This window comes from Micromonospora sp. RB23, from assembly GCF_053585025.1.
Window position 1 is genome coordinate 3,489,963 of the sequence record NZ_CM132111.1, and the last position, 19,048, is coordinate 3,509,010.

The window sequence follows — 19,048 nt, forward strand, 5'->3', positions numbered from 1 at the left end:
AACATGCGGGCGGGGCCGCACGATCTGGGCGGATCATGCGTCGGTGGTGAGGATCGCCAGGATCATGATGCCTCCCAGCAACGCGTCCAGGACCCCGCAGAACTCCGCGTAGCCGCGCGGCACCACCCGGCCGGTGCGGTGGCGCGCCATGTCCCAGCCGGCGTGCCCCAGCCACCCCAACGCCACCAGCCAGGCCGCCGTCCGTCCCCCGAGCACCACCGCGACCAGCGTCAGGGCGCCCCAGACGGCGAGGCCGACGAGTTGGGTGGCGAGCACACCCGGCCCGCGCAGCGTGCGCCGGAACAGGCCGATCAGCAGATAGCCGCCGGGCAGCACCAGCATCGTCCACGGGCTGAGCACGGTCGGATCGAGCCACATGTCCGCGGTCAACAGCAGCGCCAGCCCGGCCGGCCAGCGGCGGGCGAGAGCCACCACGGCGGGGTGTCGACGGATCACCGCCGGCGGCTCGTGCCGATGCCGTACCGCCACCAGCACCATCGCCGGCACCATCAGCAGGTGCCCGCCGAGCAGCAGACCGTCGGCATCGAGCAGGCCGGCCCGGTACGGCACGAACAGCAGCAGGAACGGGACGTACATCGCGGCGGCCATCTCGCCGACCCCACGCCAGTGGTGCGCCCGGTAGCGCATCCACACCGTCATCCCGATGGTCATGGTGGTGGCCATCAGAAGCGCGGCCACCTCCGGGCGGGCCAGCGCGCCGCTCGCGCCCAGAGCGGCACCGGCCAGCCCGAACAGTGGCCCGAGCAGGAGCATCCCGGCGATCATCGCCAGCGCCATCTCGCCGAGATGCCAGAGCAGGTGCCGCGTGCCGCCGGTCGGTCTCGGGTGGGCAGAGGTCGCGGGTGGCGACACCCGGCCCGGGGACGCCGTGTCCGAGGGTGCCGGCTGGTCGGTCGTCAGTGGCCCGGACGACGGTACGAGGGCGGTCGCGTCGGCGTACATCCGTGTCTTTTCCATGTCCTGACCCTGCCGGCGGCGCGGCGCAGGGGGCAGGCGCGTTCGTCAGCGGATATTCGTGCGTGACGCACGGTCCGACCGTGACAACTCGCACGGGTGGACCGGGCGGCGCGCGGTCCTAGGATCGACGCGTGTTGAGTGAGACGGGGACTCCCCGGGCGGACCGCCGGCTACGCCGGGCCCGTCAGGCGACACTACTGTCGCTCGTCACCGGGGTCTGGGCGAGTCTCCTGTTGCCCGTGGTCGGTCTGTTCCGTGAGCCCGAGCCGGTCCGCGCGGGGCTCGGCGCGGTCGGCGTACTGGTCTTCCTGATCGCCCAGACCGCCGTGCTGTACGCGGCCGTGACACCGTGGCTCGACCCGCGCTGGCGGTCCCGCTTCCAGCTGGCCCTGGTCGGGGCGGCGGTGCTGACCGTTCCGCTGGTGGGGCCGGTGGCGGCCGGCGCCTGGCCGACGTGGGCCTGGCTCGGGGCGGCGCTGATCGGTATGGCGCCGCTGCTCGTCCGGCCGTGGGCCGTGGTCGCGGTGGCAGCCGCCGTCCTGCTGGTGTCGGTGGCCGTCGCCGAGTGGACCGGCGGTTCCGTCGCGCGCCACCTGGCGGTGACCGGTGGGGTGGGAGTGGGCATCGCCGCCCTCAACGGCTTCCAGGTCTGGTTCTGGGACCTCCTGGTGGACGCGCGGCAGGGCCAGGCGGCCCAGGGCCGGCTGGCGGCCGCCGAGGAGCGGCTGCGCTTCGCCCGCGACGTGCACGACCTGCTGGGGCACAGCCTCACGGTGATCGCGCTGAAAGCCGAACTCGCCGCGCGGCTCGCGCCGGTCGACCCGGAGCGGGCCGGTCGGGAGGCCGCCGAGGTGCAGCGGCTCGCCGCGTCCGCGCTGACCGAGGTACGCGAGACCGTGCACGGCTACCGCGTCGTCGACCTCGGCGAGCAGGTTGCCGCCGTGGCGGAGGTGCTTCGGTCCTGCGGAGTGCGCTGCACGGTGCCGTCGTCCCCCCTGGACCTGCCGCAGCCGGCCGCGACGGAACTGGCGGCGGTGCTCCGCGAGGCGGGCACCAACGTGCTGCGGCACAGCCACGCCGAGTGGTGCCGAATCCACATCGACCTGGAGGGGAACGTGGCGAGGATGACGGTCACCAACGACGGAGCCAGCGGAAACGGCCCGGACGAGCACAGCCACGGGCTGCGCGGCCTGGCCGACCGGCTCGCCGCCGCCGGTGGCGATCTGCGGGTACGCCGCCAGGACGCGGTGTTCACCCTGGAGGCCACCGTGCCGGTGCCGTCGTGATCCGCGTCCTGCTGGCCGACGACGAGGACCTGATCCGGGCTGCGGTCGCCGCCCTGCTCGGCCTGGAGCCGGACATCGACGTGGTGGCCCACGCCGCCGACGGGCCGACGGCCGTCACCGCGACACTGGCGCACCGCCCGGACGTGGCCGTCGTGGACCTGGAGATGCCTGGCCTGGACGGCATCGCCGTCGCCGCCGAGTTGGCCCGCGTCCGTCCGGAGTGCGCGGTGGTCGTGTTGACCGGGCACGGCCGCCCGGGGCATCTCCGCCAGGCGTTGACCGCCGGCGCCCGGGGCTTCCTGCCCAAGGGCTCGCCCGGTGGCGCGCTCGCCGACGTGATCCGCCGGGTGCACGCCGGCGGCCGGTACGTCGACCCGTCCCTGGCCGCCGACGCGTTGACGCTGCCGGCGTGCCCGCTGACGCCCCGCGAACTGGAGACGCTGCGGCTGGCCGAGTTCGGGGCACCGGTCGCCGTGATCGCCCGCCGGGTGCACCTGTCCACCGGCACCGTGCGCAACCACCTCTCCGCCGCCGTGCAGAAGCTCGGCGCGGCCGACCGGGCCGAGGCGGTCCGCGCCGCCCGGGACAACGGCTGGCTCTGACCCGCCGTAGCGCCCGGGTGGTCGACGCGTTCGGGCTAGCGTGTCTGCGTGCGTACGGTGGAACTGGTCTGCTCGCCCGGGTTGGACGCCGCGATCCGGACGGCCTGGACGCGGCTGGCCGCCGCCGGATTGCCGAGCCTGGCCCGCAACATCCATCCGACGAACCGGCCCCACCTGACCCTGGCGGCCGTGGACGATTTCCCGTCCGGTGTCGAGCGGCAACTGGCCGACCTGTTCGGCGCGGCGCTGCCGCTGCCGGTCACGCTCGACCGGGTCGTCGTGCTGGACGGCAGCGCCCCGCTGGTCTGGCTCGTCCGGCCCACGCCGGCGTTGACGGCGCTGCACGCCGCCGTCTGGGACGTCCTCGACCGGGCCGACGGACACCGCCCCTGGCACGCCCCGGGAGCGTGGGTGCCGCACCTCAGCCTGGCGCTGCGGTTCCGCGACGCGGACCTGCGGATGGCCCGCGCCGTGACCGGTGGGCAGCGCCCGACCGGCGCGTTCGACGCGGCGCGCAGCTACAACGGCGAAGACCGCACGGTCACCACTCTGCGCTAGCGTCCCGTGCCCCCCCGATCGGTGGCTGCTGAGCGGTACGACACGCCGAGGGTCGTACTGCTGAACAGCCACCGATCGTGCAGGGCCTGGTGCCGGCGGACGGCGACTGACGGTCGCGCCGGCCTCCGATGGTCGTCGTGTCCGTTCGGGCTAAATCGGAGGATCGTTCGGTCTGCCCCCGGTCTTGGTGATTACGGTGTTTTCAGGGCGATTCACTCAGCGCCGTGACCGGAGAAGGGACCCCGTCATGCGAGTGCCCAGCCGTAGTCCGGGGCAGCAGCCCACGTCCCCCACCGCGCCGGCCCGCCGCCGGCCCTCCGGCACCGCCACCCGGCGACTTCCCAGCGCCGCGCCCGACCTCGTCGCCTACCGGGCGGCGGTGGCCGACCTCCTGGTCGAGGTGGGGGCCCTGGCCGACGCCACCAGCACCCGGGCGCGTCAGGTGCTCGTCGACGAGCGGCTGCGCGAACCGGCCCTGGCGGCCGTGCTCGACGCCACACCGCAGGGTCTGCTCGGCGCGCGCGAGACGCTGCTGCTGGAGATGGCCCGTTACCAGCCGAACGAGCGCACGTCGGCGCGCGATCTCACCGCGCTGGTCCGGATCTACCTGCTCTCCCGCATCGACGTGCTGTGGTGGCAGGACGCCCCCGTGTTCCACACCGACGACCAGGTCAACGGCAGCGCCGAACTCGTCGACCTGGAGTGGCTGCGCCGCCGGGACCTGCTGTGCTTCCGGTACCAGGAGCAACCCGCGACCGTGCTGGGCCGGGCCGCGCGCGGACTGCGCCGGCGGCTGCGCCCCGACGCGACCCCGCACACCGCCGGTCTGCTGTTCCGGCGCGCCCGCCGGGAGGTGGTCGCGCTCCTCAACGAACTGGGCCGGGAGTTCGCCGCCGCCGCGCCCGCGGGCACCCCGCCGCTCTGGGTGACGAGCCTGGTCCGCAGCACCGAGCACCAGTACCGGCTGCGCCGCCTGGGCTACGCGGCGATGCTGCCCAGCGGCCACTGCCTCGGCTACTCGGTCGACGTCGAGCTGGCCTGGTTCACGCGGTTCGGCGCGCGCGACGCTCTCGCGGAGCTGTTGCTGGCCCGTCAGGAGGCCGGCGACCTGAACGTGATCGACGAGGGGCAGGCCTGGCACCTGTGCCTCGCGCCCGCCGCCCGGCGTCGACTGCGGCGGGCCTACGAGGCCGAGATGGGGGTCTGAGACCGTGTGCGGCATCGCTCTGAGCCTCGGCCCCGAGGCCGACCCGGCGACGTTCCGGCGGATGCTCGCCGTCCTCGCCCCGCGCGGCGAGGTCACCGAGACCCGCTGTGAGACGGGACTGCTCGCCGGCACCCGCCGGCTCCGCGTCGTCGACCGCGACCGGGCCGTGCAGCCCTGGACGTCGACCGACGAGCGGTGGCTGCTCTGCTTCAACGGCGAGATCTTCAACCACCGGGAGCTGCGCGCGCAGCTCACCCGCCTCGGGCAGGTATTCCGCACCGACAGCGACACCGAGGTGCTGCTGGCGGCCTTTCAGCAGTGGGGCGAGGCGGCGGTGACGCGACTGCGCGGCGAGTACGCCTTCGCGGTCGTCGAACGCGCCACCGGCCGGGCGTACCTGGCCCGCGACCCGCTCGGGGTGAAACCGCTGTACTGGTCCCGACGGCCGGGCTGCCTGCACCTCGCCTCCGAGGTCAAGGCGCTCGTCGGACACCAGGCTCCGGTGAGCGAGGTGCCTCCCGGGCACCACGGCTGGGCGGAGGCGGACGGGCCCGTGCGGCTGCGCCCGTACGTCGACCTGCTCACCATCGGCGAGGGCCTGCCGGTCATCGACGACCCGGACGAGGCCACCCTGCTCGTCCGGGCCGCCCTGACCGACGCCATCCGGATGCGGGTGGAGACCGACCTGACCGTCGGCGTCGTCCTCTCCGGCGGGCTGGACAGCTCGTTGACGCTGCGGCAGGTACGCGACATCCACCCGGACTGCGTGGCGGTGACGGTCGGCGTGCCGGACAGCCCCGACGTGGCGTACGCCCGCCGGCTCGCCGCCGACCTCGACGTGCCGCACGTCGTGGTCGAGCTACGCCCGCGCGACATCCGGCTCGCCGACGTCCGCGAGGCCATCCGGATCTCGGAGCTGACCGAGTACGGCGACATCATCAACGCCGTCGTGTCGGTGCCGATCTTCCGGCGGCTGCGGGACCTGGGCGTGAAGGTGGTGCTCACCGGCGACGGCTCCGACGAGCTTTTCGGCGGGTATCCGATGTACCGCCAGGTCGACCCGGTCGCGTCCCGCCGGCTGTTCCTGCACCGGATCCGCAACCTGTTCCGCACTGAGTTGCAGCGGGTGGACCGGGCCGCCATGGGGCACGGGGTGGAGGCGCGGGTGCCGTTCCTGGACCTCAGCGTCGTGGAGTTGGCGATGCGCCTGCCCCTGAACCTGAAGGTGCGCGACGGCCAGGAGAAGTGGATCGTGCGGAGGGCGTTCGCCGACCTGCTGCCCGACTACGTGGTGCGGCGGCCGAAGCACCCCATGTCGTACTCCTCGGGGTTGCACGAGCGGGTACGGCTCTACAAGCCGCTGTTCGCCCGGATGCACCGCGCCTTCGGCTACGACCTGTTGGAGCCGGTCCGCCGCGACTTCGACACGGTGCTCAGCCGGTGCGGCAACGACCTGGACCGGGCCATCGCCGACGGGTTGAACCGGCCCGACTACACCGTCCTGGAACACGCCCGTGACCTGGTCGGCGCCGCGAGGTGGAACGCCGCGCCGATGGTCCGCCGGCTGGTCGGGCCACGCCCGTCCCGCCGCTCACCGGTGAGCTGATCCCCGCCCGACGCTTGACTCTGACACCGTGTCAGGGACCAGCGTGAGGGGATCATGTTCACCATTGGAGACTTCGCCCGACTGGGCCGCGTGTCGGTGCGGATGCTGCGCCACTACGACAGCATCGGTCTGCTGCGCCCGGCGACCGTCGATCCGCACACCGGCTACCGCTTCTACCGGGCCGCGCAGCTGCGCCGGCTCAACCGGGTGATCGCCCTGAAGGATCTGGGGCTCACCCTGGAGCAGGTGCGGGCGATCGTGGACGAGGCCGTCGACACCGCCGAGCTGCGCGGCATGCTGCGGCTGCGCCGCAGCGAGCTGGCCGCCCGGCTGGCCGCCGACACGGCCCGGCTCGCGGCGGTCGAGGCGAGGCTCCGGATGATCGAATCGGAGGGTCAGATGACCAGCCAGGACGTCGTACTCAAGAAAATCCCGCCGGTCCGCGTCGCGGAGCTGACCGCGGTCGCGCCCAGCTACCAGAGTCAGGACATCGGTCCGGTGATCCAGCCGCTCTACCCGGAGCTGTTCCGCCGGCTCGACGCCGCCGGAATCACCCCGAACGGGCCCGCCATCGCCTGGTACGAACCGGCCGACGACGAGGGCGAGGCCGTGGTGGTGCACGCCGGGGTGAGCGTCGCCGGTGGTGTCGCGGCGGTTCCCGACGTGACGGTGCGGGACCTGCCGGCGGTCGGGACGGCCGCGACGATCGTGCACCACGGCTCGATGGACGACGCCGACCGGAGCGTCCAGGCGCTCGCCCGGTGGATCGAGGACAACGGGTACCGCCCGGACGGGTTCGCCCGCGAGGTGTACCTGGAATATTGCCAGGAGGCCCCGGAACAGGGCGTCACCGAGCTTCAGCTCGCCGTCGGCCGCGCCTGACGGTCGCTCGCCTCCGCCCCGCCGGCTGGCGCTCGGGGCCGTCCCCAGCGCCAGGTCCGATCACCGCCAGCACCCGCACCGGCAACGGGGCAGGCTGGAAGGCATGACGACCACCGCCACCTTCATCGTCCACGCCGTGCCGGCCGCGGCGCTGGACCTCGTCCGTCGGACCGGGCGGGACGCCGCCGGCCATCGCGTCGAAGGACGCCTGGCCGGCGGCGGGGAGCCGCTGCGCTGTTGCCTGCGCGACGCCGAGGCGGGGGAGGAGGTGCTGCTCTTCGGCTACGCCCCGCCGATCGCCGCCGTCGCGTACCGGGAGATCGGGCCGGTCTTCGCGCACGCCGCCGCCTGCCCGGGCCCGGACCACGGCGGCGGCCACCCGCCGGGCTGGCGGGGACGCGCCCAGGTCCTGCGGGCGTACGACCGGCAGGGACGGATCTGCGGCGGTCGGCTGCACGACGGCACGGACCCGGAGGCGGTGATCACGGAGCTGTTCGCCGACCCGCAGGTGCACCAACTGCACAGCCGCAACGTGATCTACGGCTGCTTCATGTTCGTGGTGGAGCGGGCCGCCGGGTGACGGCGCTCAGCTGACCAGCAGCAGCGCGCCGACCGCCGCGAGCGTGCCGACGACGGCGAGCAGGCTGCTGGTCAGCACGAACCGCTTCACCGGCACCGTCACACCGGCCGCCCGGCAGCGTTCGAACCACAGCAGGGTGGCCAGCGACGCCCAGGGCGCGGCCAGCGGGCCGACGTTCGTGCCGATCAGCAGGGCGAGCAGGCGGGTGTGGTCGACGGTCGGCAGCACGGACTCGCCGGCCAGGTACGCCGGCAGGTTGTTGACCGCGTTCGCCAGCAGCGCCCCGGTGCCGCCGGCCCGCAGCGCGCCGACCGCCCCGCCGTCGGCGCCGACCAGGCCGCCGACGAGGTCGTCGAGTCCGTGCCGGCCCAGGGTCTGCACCACCAGGAACAGGCCGACGACGAAGAGCAGCAGCCGTACGGGCACCAGTTGGGCGCGCAGCGTCGCGGGAGAGCGGACCACGAAGCCGATCAGCACCAGGGCGAGGGCGACGGTGGAGGCGAGCCCGATCTCGACCCCGGCGAGGATGCCGGCGACGAAGAGAAGGCAGCCGGCGAGCGCGGTGCGGTGCAGCACCGGATCGGCCGGTACGTGCGGGGCCGGTGGGACGAAGCGTCCGCCGTCCGGTCGTTCCCGCCGCCACCAGGCGTACCAGAGCAGCGCCATGGTGACCGTCACGGCCGCGACCTGCGGCAGCGCCATGCGCTCGGCGTACGCCAGGGGGGTGAGGCCGACCCGGTCGGCGGCCAGCAGGTTCGTCAGGTTCGACACCGGCAGCAGCAGGCTGGCGGTGTTCGCCAGCCAGACCGTGGTGACCGCGAGCGGCCCGGCCGGGACGCGCAGGCTGCGGGCCAGGGCGAGCAGCACCGGGGTGAGCAGCACGGCGGTGGTGTCGAGGTTGAGCACCAGGGTGGTCACCGTGGCCAGGCCGCCGCAGAGCAGGAACAGCGCCGCCCAGCGGCCCCGGGAGGCGATGGCCAGCCGGCTGGCGAGCACGTCGAAGACGCCGGCGACGGCGGTCAGCTCGGCCAGCACGATCACGGTGCCGAGGAAGAGCAGCAGCGGCAGGATCCGGTGCAGGGTGGCCGTGGTCTCGGCGCGGGGCAGCAGCCCGGTCAGCGCGCAGACCGCGCCGGCCGCAGCGAGGACGACGGCCACCACGTCGAGCGGGTGGGGACGCCAGCGCGCGCTCGGTTCGGGCGGGGCCGGCGGGGCGCCGGCGGCAGACTTCACGGGTGACCACGTTGACACAGGGACCGGTCAGGCGCTCGTCAACCCCCGCCTGGGTGACCAGGCCCACCGGCCGGGTGGGGCTGACGCGGCCGGGCCCGGCCCCTCGGCGAGGGGCCGGGCCCGGGTCGGGCGTCCGTTGCTACCAGCTCAGGTAACCGGGCTGGGTCTGCACGTTCAGCTCCTTGAACCGGGTCAGGTTCGCCGACCAGGTCCGCCAGTCGTTCAGCTCCAGGACGTCCAGACCCTTCTGGATGTCGTTGGAGTAGATGTTGCCGTTGTAGTAGTACGTCGACCAGGCGCCGCCGGTCAGGGCCTGGGTGGTGGACAGCGGGCCACGCTCCCAGTAGGCGATCTCCTTGGGGTGGCGCGAGTCGGTGAAGTCCCAGACCGAGATGCCGCCCTGGTACCACGCCTGCACCATGATGTCCCGCCCGAGCACCGGGATCAGCGAGCCGTTGTGCGCCACGCAGTTCTCGGTGTCGCCGTTGGTCCGGGGGATCTTGTAGTAGCTGCGGAACTCCAGCTTCCGCGCCGCGCCACGGCCGGTGATGTCGTAGACGGCGTCCGCGCCCCGGTCGGGGCCGACGGTCTCGTTGCAGGTGGCCGCGCCGCCGCCGCCCAGCTCGTCGGTGAAGACGACCTTGGTGCCGGCGTTGTTGAAGGTGGCCGAGTGCCAGAACGCGAAGTTCACCGTGTCCCGGACCTGGGTGATCACCTTGGGCGCTTCGCGGTTCTTGATGTCGAGCAGGATGCCGTCACCCATGCAGGCGCCGGCGGCGATGTCCTTCGCCGGGTACGCGGTGATGTCGTGGCAACCGGTGGTCGCCGAGCCGGTCTCGCTGCCCGGGAAACCACCGTCCGGGAAGAGGTTCGGCGTCGAGATGACGGACGCCTCGGTCGGCTTCTTCACCGGCACCTTGATGATGGAGATGGAGTCGTGCGGCGGCTGGCAGTCGGGGAACTCGGCCCGCGGGCTGTACGACGAGACGTACAGGTAGACGTTCTTGCGGTCCTTGCCCGGCACCAGCGTGTGGGTGTGCGACCCGCAGGCGGTCTCGACGGACTTGATGTAGCGCGGGTTGGCCTTGTCGCTGATGTCGAAGACCTTGATGCCCTCCCACGACTCCTTCACCGACGCCGGCTGCGCGACGCTCGCACACGAGTCGTCGCTGCGCGACGAGTCGGTGGAGACGAACAGCAGGTTGCCGTAAACGGAGATGTCGTTCTGCGAGCCCGGGCAGTTCACCTGCGCGGTGATCGTGGGCGCGCTGGGCCGGGAGATGTCGTAGATGACGAACCCGTTGTAGTTGCCGGCGAAGGCGTACTTGCCCTGGAACGCCATGTCGCTGTTGAGCGCTGCCGTCGTGTCGAACGGCGCCTGCTTCGGGAGGTTGGCGATCTGCCGCAGGTTGGGGCTGCTGCGGATCTCGTCGACGCCCGGGATGTCGCTGGCGGCTGCGGCCGGTGGGGCTGCGGCCGGTGCGGCCTCCTGCGCGCTGCTCGGCGTCGCCAGAGCGACGCTGGTCAGCAGCAGGCCGGTCGCGGCCAGACTGATGATGCGGAGTTGTCGGAGCCGTGCGGTGGCCAACTTGATCATTGGCGGCGCCCTTCGAAAGGGGGGATGACGTTGTCGGTACCTTACCGAGCCTCGGAGATCATCGATGTGAGCTGGGTCACATATGCGTCGAGTCTTCAATGGATAGGATCGCTGCGACCTCGACCTCAGGGGAGTGTGGCATGACTGTCCGACGTGGTCGGTTACTCGCCGTCGTCATAGCGGCGGCCATCCTCACGGCAATGGTGGTGCTGGCCGTCCGCGCCGCAGGTGACCCCGGCCGGTCGGCCGCCGCACCCGCCTCGGCGTCACCCACGCCGACGGCGACCGGCCCGACCGGTCCACCACCGCCGCCGGTCCTCGTCCCCGGCCGCCCGGGGGAGCCGGCCGTCGCCCGGTCCGCGCACGAGCTGCGCGACGACAGTCCACCCCGCTACAACGGCCTGGACACCGTCTACGTCCAGATGATGATCCCGCACCACCAGCAGGCGCTGGAGATGAGCGCCCTCGCGGTGGACCACGCGGCCGACCCCCGGATCCGTGCGTACGCCGACCGGATCCGCGCCGGACAGGCCCCGGAGATCGCGGTACTGCGCGGGTGGCTCGCCACCCGCGGGCTACCCGAGACGGCGCCCGGGCACGACCACGCCGGCATGCGCGGCATGCAGTCCCCCGACGCGATGCGGCGACTGGCCGCGGCCCGGGGCGTCGAGTTCGACAGGCTCTTCATCACGATGATGACCGACCACCACCAGGGCGCGGTGACCATGGCCACCGACCTGCTGTCGGTCGGGGCCGACGCGACCCTCAACGAACTTGCCACCTCACTCGCCACCGAGCAGGCCATCGAGATCAACCGCCTGCGTGAGCTGACGCCGCCCTGACCGTCGACAACCCGTACGCTGGGTGACCGTGAGACGCACGCTGTTCGGCCGCCCACTGCGCGGCGTCGCCTTCGACGTGGCCGTCTCCGGCCTGGTGGCGTTCGTCGGTCTCGCCGCGGCCGTGTCCCAGCCCGGCGGTTGGGCCGCCAGCGGCGTCGGCCTCGCGATGGCGGTGGCGCTGCTGTTCCGCCGTACCCACCCGAGCGCGGTCACCGTCGCCGTGGCGGCGCTCGCCCTGGTCCAGGTGATCGCCCGGTGGGGGCCGCTCGCCTACGACGTCGCCGTCCTGATCGCGCTCTACAGCGTCGTCAAGTACGGCAGGCGCCTGCGCGACGGCGTGCTGGCCGGAGCGGTCGCCGCCGTGGGCGTGCTGCTCGCCGCCGCGCAGACCCCCGGCGTCGTCATGTGGTGGGTGACCGCCCTGTGGTACGCGCTGGTCACCGGCGCGGTCTGGCTCGTCGCGCTGAACGTGCGGACCCGCCGCCTCTACGTGCTGAGCCTGGAGGAGCGGGCCACCACCCTCGAACGCGAGCGGGAGGCCGAGTCCCGGGCCGCGGTCGCCGAGGAGCGCACCCGGATCGCCCGCGAGCTGCACGACGTGGTGGCGCACAGCATGGCCGTGATGATCGTCCAGGCGGACGGGGCCCGCTTCATGCTCGACCGCGACCCGAGCAGGCGCGCGCCGCCGTGAAGGTGGTCGCCGACACCGGCCGCTCCGCGCTGGAGGAGATGCGCCGGCTCGTCGGCGTCCTGCGCGACGCCGGCCCCGCCGGTGCGGACGTCGTGGCCGCCGACCCGGAGCACCGCCGGTTGGCCCTGGCCGAGCTGCCCGACCTGCTGGCCCGCTTCCGCGACGCCGGGCTGCGTGTCCGGGACGCCGTCACCGGCGAGCCACCGGCCCTGCCGCCGGGCCTCGAGCTGACCGTCTACCGCGTGGTGCAGGAGGCGCTGACCAACGCGCTCAAGCACGCCGGCGTCGGCGCCACCGTCGACGTCCGGATGACGTACGCCGCCGACGCCATCGAGGTCCGGGTCGTCGACGACGGTCGAGGCCGCCCGGTGGTCAGCCCGGCGCCGCCCGGCGGTCACGGTCTGCTCGGCATGCGCGAGCGCGTGACGGTGTACGACGGCAGCCTCACCGCGGGTCCCCGTCCGACCGGGGGCTGGCAGGTGCGGGTACGGCTCCCGCTACCGTCGGAGCCCTCAGCGGAGGTGATCGCGGCATGACGGTCCGGGTGGTGATCGTGGACGACCAGGCGCTGGTGCGCGCCGGGTTCAAGATGGTGCTGGACTCGCAGCCCGACCTGACGGTGGTCGGCGAGGCCATCGACGGCGCGGACGCCCTGCGTGTGCTGGCCCGCACCGAGGCGGACGTGGTGGTGATGGACATCCGGATGCCGACCATGGACGGGGTGGAGGCCACCCGCCGGATCTGCGCCGACCGGCCGGCGGGTCCGCCCCGGGTGCTGGTCCTGACCACCTTCGACACCGAGGCCGACGCGTTCGCCGCGCTGCGGGCCGGCGCGAGCGGTTTCCTGCTCAAGAACGTCCCGCCGGAGGAGCTGCTGGACGCCATCCGCGTGGTCGCGCGGGGCGACTCGGTGGTCGCCCCGTCGATCACGCGGCGACTGCTGGACCGCTTCGCCGGCCAGCTCGGCGTCGCCCCGACCGCCGACCCACGGCTGGCGCAGCTCACCGAGCGCGAGCGGGAAGTGCTGTTGTTGGTCGCGCAGGGACTGTCCAACGCCGAGATCGCCGTCAAGGCGCACGTGGCCGAGGCGACGGTGAAGACCCACGTCGGGCGGATCCTGGCCAAGCTGCACCTGCGCGACCGGGTGCAGGCGGTCGTGCTCGCGTACGAGAGCGGCCTGGTCACGCCCGGGCGCTGACCGGCCGTACGACCGCAGTCGTACGGCCGGCGGGTCCGTGCGCCACTTGGGGCGTACGCGGGTCGAGAGCACAGGTGGAGATCGATCCGAACGGACCGGCCATAGCGTCGGAGGGGTCCGATCCGCGCCGGCACCGGGAGCCCGCACATGATCCGCCTGACCCTCCGTACGCTGCGCGCCGAGGCGCTGCGCATGCTGCTGTCCACGCTCGCCGTCGTGCTCGGTGTCGCCTTCATCGCCGGCACGCTGATCGTCGTGGACGGGATGCGCGCGGGCGCGTACCAGCGGGCCGGCACCTTCGACCGGCACACCGACCTCGGCGTCTATCCGCACGGCCACCAGCCGCTCCCGGCGAGGCTGGTCGACGACGTCCGTACCGTCGACGGGGTGGCCGCCGCCGCCGGTGAGCTGCTCGGCGCCGGCGGACTCCTCGGCGCCGACGGGCGGCCGGTGCTCGGCTACGCCGTGCTCGCCGCCATCCCCACCGAGCCGGCCCTGCGCTCGTACGACGTGGTCTCCGGCCACCTGCCCGACCGCTCGGGCGAGGTGGTGCTCGACGCGTCGACCGTGGCGAAGGAGGGCTTCACCCTCGGCGCTGAAGTCCTCGTCGGCGGGACCGGCGGCGCGGCCCGCCCGTACACGCTGGTCGGCACGGTCGACGTGGCGGGCAGCGTCCGCGACGTCGGTGGGCCGTTCATCGGCCTGGTCGGCGCGGACGCCGTCGCGGTCACCGGCGGGCGTGGCTATGACCGGATCATGGTGGCGGCACGGCCGGGCGTCGCCCCGGCGGCGCTGGCCGAGCGGCTGCGCGCCGCCGTCGGGAGCGCCGACGTCGAGGTGAAGGGACGCCAGCAGATCCTCGACGAGGGCGTCGAGGACGCCGTCCGCAATCTGAACCAGTTTCTGATGCTGCTGCTCATCTTCGTCGGCGTCGCGGTGGTGGTGGCCGGCTTCGTCATCGCCAACACCTTCGCGATCGTGCTGGCGCAGCGCACCCGACGGACCGCGCTGCTGCGCCTGGTGGGCGCGACCCGGGGGCAGGTCTTCCGGGCCGCGCTCCTGGAGTCGGCGGTGCTCGGCCTCGTCGCCTCCGTCCTCGGCGTCCTGCTCGGGGTGGCCCTCGCCGGCGGACTCCGGCTGCTGATATCCCGACTGGACGTGCCGCTCTCCGGCGGGTTGACCGTCGCCGGCTCGACCGTGCTGACCAGCCTGCTGCTGGGTACCGGGCTCACCGTCGCGGCCGCCCTGCTGCCGGCCTGGCGGGGCACCAGGGTCGCCCCGGTGGCCGCGCTGACCGACGCCGCCGTGCAGCCCGCCCGGGGAGCGGGCCGGGTGCGACTGGCCCTCGGCGCGGTGGTGCTGGGCGCGGGAGTCGCGGCGCTCGCCGGAGCGGCCAGCGCCGGTCAGGTGCTCCTCGTGGCGGTGGGCGGTGTGTTGGCGTTCTTCGGCATCGTGCTGTTCGGCCCGCTGCTCGTCCCGGCGCTGGTCCGGCTGATCGGCTGGCCGGCCGGCCGGGTGTTCGGCACGACCGTCGGCCTGGCGGTCGCGAACGCGGTCCGCAATCCGCGTCGGATCGCCGCGACGGCGACCGCCCTGGTCATCGGGATCGGATTGGTGTCGGCGTTCGTGGTGGGGGCGCGCAGCACCAAGGACGGCATCGAACGCAGCGTCGACGCCGAGATCGGGACGGACTTCGTGGTCAGCGGTATCGGCCAGAATCTGCCCGCCGCGCTCGCCGGTGAGCTGGCCGCGCGCCCCGAGCTGGGCGTGGTGCACGAGCAGCGCAGCACCGTCACCGGCGACATCGAGGTCCGGGCCGCCCACCCGGCGCTGGTCGGCCGGACGTTGTCCGGCGTGGTGGCCGGCGACGTCGACCGACTCGGTCCCGGGCGGGTGCTGGTGCACCAGGAGCTGGCGCGGGCGCACGGCTGGCAGGTCGGTTCCGTCGTCACCATCGAGGGGCGGGCGTTCCGGGTGGCCGCAGTGGTCGCCGACGACACACCGGCCATGGTCGGGAGCGCGGCGGCCGAGGGACACGTCATCGAGCTGGACGACCGGGATTTCGCCGTGCTCTTTCCCCGCGAACGGGGTTTCCTGGCCGAGATCGACCCGGCCAGCGGCGTGAGCGCCGAGCGGGCCCGCGCCGCGATCGAGGCCGTGCTCGCCCGCTACCCGACGGCGAACCTCATGGACCAGGCCGCGTACAAGAAGATGCTCACCGGCACTGTGGACATGCTGTTGGCCTCCGTCACCGCGCTGCTCGGGCTGGCCGTCGTGATCGCCCTCGTCGGCGTGGCCAACACGCTGAGCCTGTCGGTGGTCGAGCGCACCCGGGAGAACGGGGTCCTGCGGGCGGTCGGCCTGACCCGCGGCCGGATGCGGGCCATGCTCGCGGTCGAGGCGATCCTCATGACGGTCGTGGGCGCGGTCCTCGGCATCGGGCTGGGCACCGGCGTCAGCGCCGCCGGGATGGCGCTGCTGGCCCGCCTCGGCGGGGACTTCCACGTGGTGCTGCCACTCGGTCAGCTCGGGTCGATCCTCGGCGTGGCGGTGCTGGCCGCTCTGCTCGCCTCGGTGCTCCCGGCCCGCCGGGCACTGTCGCGGCCCGTCGTCGAGGCGCTCGCCGACTAGCGACCTAGGGTGCCCGAAGCGACATCCGCCGGCCGGCCCCGCCGTCTTCCCCGGCGGCGGGACCGGCCAGCGGTGCCGGGCCTGTCCGCCCTACAGACGCTCGACCATCTCGCCGACGCACCGGTTGCGGGTGTCGAACACATAGCGGGCGTGCCGGACCACCAGGTCGTAGTCGAAGCAGTCGTGGTCGGTCACCACCACGACCGCGTCCGCGGCCCGCACCTCCCGCTCGGTGAGCCCGACGACGGTCACCCCGGCGGGAATCTGGTGGGCCTCCGCGTACGGCTCGACCGCGTGCACCTCGGCGCCGAGCGCCTGCAACCGGCGGGCCACGTCGACGGCGGGCGAGTCCCGCATGTCGCCGGTGTTCCGCTTGTACGCGAGCCCGAGCAGCAGCAGTCGGGCGCCGCTCACCGCCCGGCCGGAGCGGTTGAGCCCGGCCATGATCCGCTGCGCGACGTGCTCGGGCATCTCGTGGTTGATGTCGTTGGCCAGCTCGATGAACCGGAACTGCCGGCCGAGGCGTCGCTTGACCTGCCAGGACAGGTAGCACGGGTCGATCGGCAGGCAGTGCCCGCCGACGCCCGGGCCGGGCCGGAACGGCAGGAACCCGAACGGCTTGGTCTCGGCGGCGTCGATCGCCTGCCACACGTCGATGTCGAGGTGGTGCGAGAGCATCGTCAGCTCGTTGATCAGCGCGATGTTGACCTGGCGGAACGTGTTCTCGATCAACTTGGTCAGCTCGGCGACACGGGTGGTGTCGACGGCGACGGTGCGCTCCACGAGCCGCTGGTAGAACCCCTGCACCCGGTCCAGCGACGCCGCGTCGACCCCGGAGACCACCTTCGGGGTGTTCTCCAGTCGCCACGTCGGGTTGCCCGGGTCGATCCGCTCCGGGCTGTAGCCGAGGTGGAAGTCCCCTGGGCTGGTCAACCCGCTGGCCGACTCCAACAGCGGCCGAAGCAGTTCCTCGGTGGTGCCGGGGTAGGTGGTCGACTCCAGGATGACCGTGCAGCCCGGCCGGACGTACGGGCCGATGCCGATGCCGGCCTGCTCGACGAAGCTCAGGTCCGGGGTGCCGTCGCGCAACGGGGTGGGCACGGTGATGACGCAGACGTCGAAACCGTCGGCGTCGGTGTACTCGGTGCTGGGGCGGTACCGGCCGCTGCCCAGCGCACGGCCCAGCCGGTCGGCGGGGATGTCCTCGACGAACGACTCACCCGACGCGAGCCGCTTCACCCGGTCTGCGTCGACGTCCAGGCCGACGACATCCATGCCCGCCTCCACGGCGCGCATGGCCAGCGGCAGTCCGACGTACCCCTGGCCGATCACGACCAGCTTCTCAGCGCTCACCCGGGCTCCCGCAGACGGTGGAAATGACCTGCGGAGAGCCTAGAGCGGTTTTCGGCGACCTAAGTCCGTTTTGGGGATATCGGTGCTGGTGGGACGGCTGGTCAGCCGCCCACCGTGTCCCCGGAGCCGGTCGACGGGTCGGTGGAGGGGCTGGGTTCGGTCGCCGGCGAGTTGCTCGGCGACGCCGGGGTCTTCGGCGGATCGCTGGGCGGCGGCGCGGTGGTCGCGCTCGGCGTCGGCGACGGCGGCGTGGACGACTGGCTGGGCTGCACGCTCGGCGTGGCGCTGACTGACGCGGACGTGGTGGCGTCCGGCACGGTGGGCCGGTTCGGCCGGCCCGGGTCGTCGGTCATCTGCTCGTTCGCCGCCGGCAACTCCTCCTGCTGGGTCGGCCCCTGCGTCGGCCCCTGCGTGGGGACCTTGACGGCCGGATCGTTGCCGGTGTTGCGCGCCGCGCCCAGGGCCGCGCCGAGGCCGACCAGGGCGACCAGCATGGCCACCGCCGCGCCGACCAGCGGGCCACGGCGTCGCGGGCGTTCCGCGTCGGACGTGCCCGCCACCGCAGCGCCGACCGGCACGTCGGTGCGGGTGCCCGGACCGGCGTCGCGCAGCGGCACCGCCGAGGCCAGCGCCGTCGGCGGTTCGCCGCCGGTGACCGCGGTGCGGGCCGCCTCGGCCATCGCCGAGCCGCTCGTGAAGCGATCCAGTGGATCCTTCGCGAGAGCCCGCGACACCAGGGCGCGGACCGCCTCCGGGATGTCGTGTGGCAGCTCCGGGGGCTCGTCGTCGAGGTGCCGGACGGCGACCTGGAGGGGATTGTCACCGGTGAACGGCGGACCGCCGGTGAGGCAGCAGTACGCGACGGCCCCGAGCGCGTAGATGTCGGTGGCGCCGCTGACCGGCCGACCGGCGGCCTGCTCGGGCGCCATGTAGAGGGCGGTGCCGGGCACCGCGTTGGTGCTGGTGATGCTGGTCACGTTGGTGGAGCGGGCGACGCCGAAGTCGACCAGGACGACCGTGCCGTCCTCCTGCACCAGAAGGTTGCTCGGCTTGACGTCGCGGTGCACGATGCCGCCCCGGTGCGCCGCGCCCAGCGCGTGCCCCGCCTGGGCCACGATCGACATCGTCTCGGCCACGTCGAGGTGACCGGCGGCCTCGATCCGCTTGGACAGCGGTTCGCCCTCGACGAACTCCATGACCAGGTAGTCGGCCCGACTGCCGTCGGGCAGGTCGTCCTCGCCGCAGTCGTACACCTGCACGATGCCGGGGTGCCGCAGCGCGGCCATGATCCGCGCCTCGGCCCGGAAGCGAGCGATGAAGTCCGGGTCGGAGACCAGCGCCGGCAGCAGGACCTTGACCGCGACCTGTCGGCCGAGGACCAGGTCGGAGGCACGCCAGACGTCGCCCATGCCGCCCGTGGCGACACGTTCGTCCAGGCGGTACCGACCGCTGAGCACGACCTCCGATGACAACACAGCATTACCGTACCCAGAGTGGCGTCCAACGGCTCGCTGCGGTGGAGTCGCCGAGGGTTCGTACCCGTCGGTCCGCGGGGGCCGACCTCCGGCGGCCGGGTCGGTGTGTGACGCTCCGATGACACCACGTCACAAAAGCTGACACATTGCGGCGTACGCATGCCCGGTCCGTCGCGGAAGAGGATCGCCTGAGTCGGGGAGCGCCCTGCGGGCGTGGTCCGTTACGGCGGCACGCCGGTCGAACGGCTTGATAATTGTCACTCTTCCGTAATGCGATCCCAACTTGTCGCATCAGACGCCCCCTCCTACCGTTAGCCCGGCTCGGGCCG

The 19,048-nt window shown here is 73.3% G+C and carries 17 protein-coding genes; 12 read left to right on the forward strand and 5 right to left on the reverse strand.

The features are described 5' to 3' along the window. Positions 1-33: 33 nt before the first annotated feature. Positions 34-978 carry a hypothetical protein gene (locus ACTFTM_RS16080; protein ID WP_449561294.1) on the reverse strand — a complete coding sequence of 315 codons (945 nt, stop codon included), beginning with the start codon at positions 976-978 and terminating at the stop codon, positions 34-36. A 131-nt stretch (positions 979-1,109) separates the two neighbouring features. On the opposite strand from ACTFTM_RS16080, the gene ACTFTM_RS16085 reads away from it, so the two are divergent. The 7 genes from ACTFTM_RS16085 (at position 1,110) to ACTFTM_RS16115 (ending at position 7,699) form a co-directional block, all read left to right on the forward strand. Beyond that, on the forward strand, positions 1,110-2,264 hold the full coding sequence (locus ACTFTM_RS16085; protein WP_449561295.1) for a sensor histidine kinase: 1,155 nt from the start codon (positions 1,110-1,112) through the stop codon (positions 2,262-2,264). Next, positions 2,261-2,866 (forward strand): response regulator transcription factor, encoded by a 606-nt coding sequence (locus ACTFTM_RS16090; RefSeq protein ID WP_449561296.1) that lies wholly within the window; start codon positions 2,261-2,263, stop codon positions 2,864-2,866. Before ACTFTM_RS16085 ends, ACTFTM_RS16090 begins: the two co-directional genes overlap by 4 nt. Positions 2,867-2,914: 48 nt before the next feature. Continuing rightward, on the forward strand, positions 2,915-3,424 hold the full coding sequence (locus ACTFTM_RS16095) for a 2'-5' RNA ligase family protein (RefSeq protein WP_449561297.1): 510 nt from the start codon (positions 2,915-2,917) through the stop codon (positions 3,422-3,424). 247 nt (positions 3,425-3,671) lie between these two features. Further along, entirely contained in the window at positions 3,672-4,631 is a 960-nt protein-coding gene (locus ACTFTM_RS16100; protein WP_449561298.1) for a DUF5715 family protein, read from the forward strand. Positions 4,632-4,635: 4 nt separating this feature from the next. Continuing rightward, a complete protein-coding gene (locus tag ACTFTM_RS16105; protein ID WP_449561299.1) occupies positions 4,636-6,237 on the forward strand; it encodes an asparagine synthetase B family protein in 1,602 nt (533 codons plus the stop codon). Between the two features lie 54 nt (positions 6,238-6,291). Beyond that, positions 6,292-7,119: a MerR family transcriptional regulator gene (locus ACTFTM_RS16110; protein ID WP_449561300.1), complete on the forward strand. Its 828-nt coding sequence runs from the start codon at positions 6,292-6,294 to the stop codon at positions 7,117-7,119. Between the two features lie 103 nt (positions 7,120-7,222). After that, the gene (locus tag ACTFTM_RS16115; protein ID WP_449561301.1) at positions 7,223-7,699 is read left to right on the forward strand and encodes a DUF1203 domain-containing protein; all 477 of its coding nucleotides are present in this window, start codon (positions 7,223-7,225) and stop codon (positions 7,697-7,699) included. A 6-nt stretch (positions 7,700-7,705) separates the two neighbouring features. Here ACTFTM_RS16115 and ACTFTM_RS16120 read toward each other — a convergent pair whose 3' ends face one another. Next, positions 7,706-8,932: an SLC13 family permease gene (locus ACTFTM_RS16120; RefSeq protein ID WP_449561302.1), complete on the reverse strand. Its 1,227-nt coding sequence runs from the start codon at positions 8,930-8,932 to the stop codon at positions 7,706-7,708. 139 nt (positions 8,933-9,071) lie between these two features. After that, the gene (locus ACTFTM_RS16125) at positions 9,072-10,529 is read right to left on the reverse strand and encodes an LVIVD repeat-containing protein (RefSeq protein ID WP_449561303.1); all 1,458 of its coding nucleotides are present in this window, start codon (positions 10,527-10,529) and stop codon (positions 9,072-9,074) included. A 140-nt stretch (positions 10,530-10,669) separates the two neighbouring features. Between ACTFTM_RS16125 and ACTFTM_RS16130 the strand changes: the two genes are divergently transcribed. The 5 genes from ACTFTM_RS16130 to ACTFTM_RS16150 all read left to right on the forward strand — a co-directional run bounded on the left by ACTFTM_RS16130 (position 10,670) and on the right by ACTFTM_RS16150 (position 15,891). Continuing rightward, positions 10,670-11,371 (forward strand): DUF305 domain-containing protein, encoded by a 702-nt coding sequence (locus tag ACTFTM_RS16130; RefSeq protein WP_449561304.1) that lies wholly within the window; start codon positions 10,670-10,672, stop codon positions 11,369-11,371. Positions 11,372-11,399: 28 nt separating this feature from the next. Then, entirely contained in the window at positions 11,400-12,062 is a 663-nt protein-coding gene (locus ACTFTM_RS16135; protein ID WP_449561305.1) for a DUF7134 domain-containing protein, read from the forward strand. Next, the gene (locus ACTFTM_RS16140; protein WP_449561306.1) at positions 12,059-12,598 is read left to right on the forward strand and encodes a sensor histidine kinase; all 540 of its coding nucleotides are present in this window, start codon (positions 12,059-12,061) and stop codon (positions 12,596-12,598) included. The genes ACTFTM_RS16135 and ACTFTM_RS16140 overlap by 4 nt, the downstream gene beginning before the upstream one ends. Further along, positions 12,595-13,260, forward strand: a complete 666-nt coding sequence (locus ACTFTM_RS16145) for a response regulator (RefSeq protein ID WP_449561307.1) — start codon at positions 12,595-12,597, stop codon at positions 13,258-13,260. Before ACTFTM_RS16140 ends, ACTFTM_RS16145 begins: the two co-directional genes overlap by 4 nt. Before the next feature lie 147 nt (positions 13,261-13,407). Beyond that, positions 13,408-15,891, forward strand: a complete 2,484-nt coding sequence (locus ACTFTM_RS16150; protein ID WP_449561308.1) for an ABC transporter permease — start codon at positions 13,408-13,410, stop codon at positions 15,889-15,891. A gap of 90 nt (positions 15,892-15,981) precedes the next feature. Here ACTFTM_RS16150 and ACTFTM_RS16155 read toward each other — a convergent pair whose 3' ends face one another. Both ACTFTM_RS16155 and ACTFTM_RS16160 read right to left on the reverse strand, forming a co-directional pair. After that, positions 15,982-17,244, reverse strand: a complete 1,263-nt coding sequence (locus ACTFTM_RS16155) for a nucleotide sugar dehydrogenase (RefSeq protein WP_449561309.1) — start codon at positions 17,242-17,244, stop codon at positions 15,982-15,984. A 101-nt stretch (positions 17,245-17,345) separates the two neighbouring features. Continuing rightward, positions 17,346-18,719, reverse strand: coding sequence for a serine/threonine-protein kinase (locus ACTFTM_RS16160; protein ID WP_449561310.1), 1,374 nt, complete (start codon positions 18,717-18,719; stop codon positions 17,346-17,348). Positions 18,720-19,048 lie beyond the last annotated feature (329 nt).

Bases quoted from the DNA above. Each gene is read 5' to 3' on its own strand.
- ACTFTM_RS16145 (WP_449561307.1), top strand. From the start codon at position 12,595: ATGACGGTCCGGGTGGTGATCGTGGACGACCAGGCGCTGGTGCGCGCC.
- ACTFTM_RS16110 (WP_449561300.1), top strand. From the start codon at position 6,292: ATGTTCACCATTGGAGACTTCGCCCGACTGGGCCGCGTGTCGGTGCGG.
- ACTFTM_RS16080 (WP_449561294.1), bottom strand. From the start codon at position 978: ATGGAAAAGACACGGATGTACGCCGACGCGACCGCCCTCGTACCGTCG.
- ACTFTM_RS16150 (WP_449561308.1), top strand. From the start codon at position 13,408: ATGATCCGCCTGACCCTCCGTACGCTGCGCGCCGAGGCGCTGCGCATG.
- ACTFTM_RS16125 (WP_449561303.1), bottom strand. From the start codon at position 10,529: ATGATCAAGTTGGCCACCGCACGGCTCCGACAACTCCGCATCATCAGT.
- ACTFTM_RS16130 (WP_449561304.1), top strand. From the start codon at position 10,670: ATGACTGTCCGACGTGGTCGGTTACTCGCCGTCGTCATAGCGGCGGCC.
- ACTFTM_RS16100 (WP_449561298.1), top strand. From the start codon at position 3,672: ATGCGAGTGCCCAGCCGTAGTCCGGGGCAGCAGCCCACGTCCCCCACC.
- ACTFTM_RS16115 (WP_449561301.1), top strand. From the start codon at position 7,223: ATGACGACCACCGCCACCTTCATCGTCCACGCCGTGCCGGCCGCGGCG.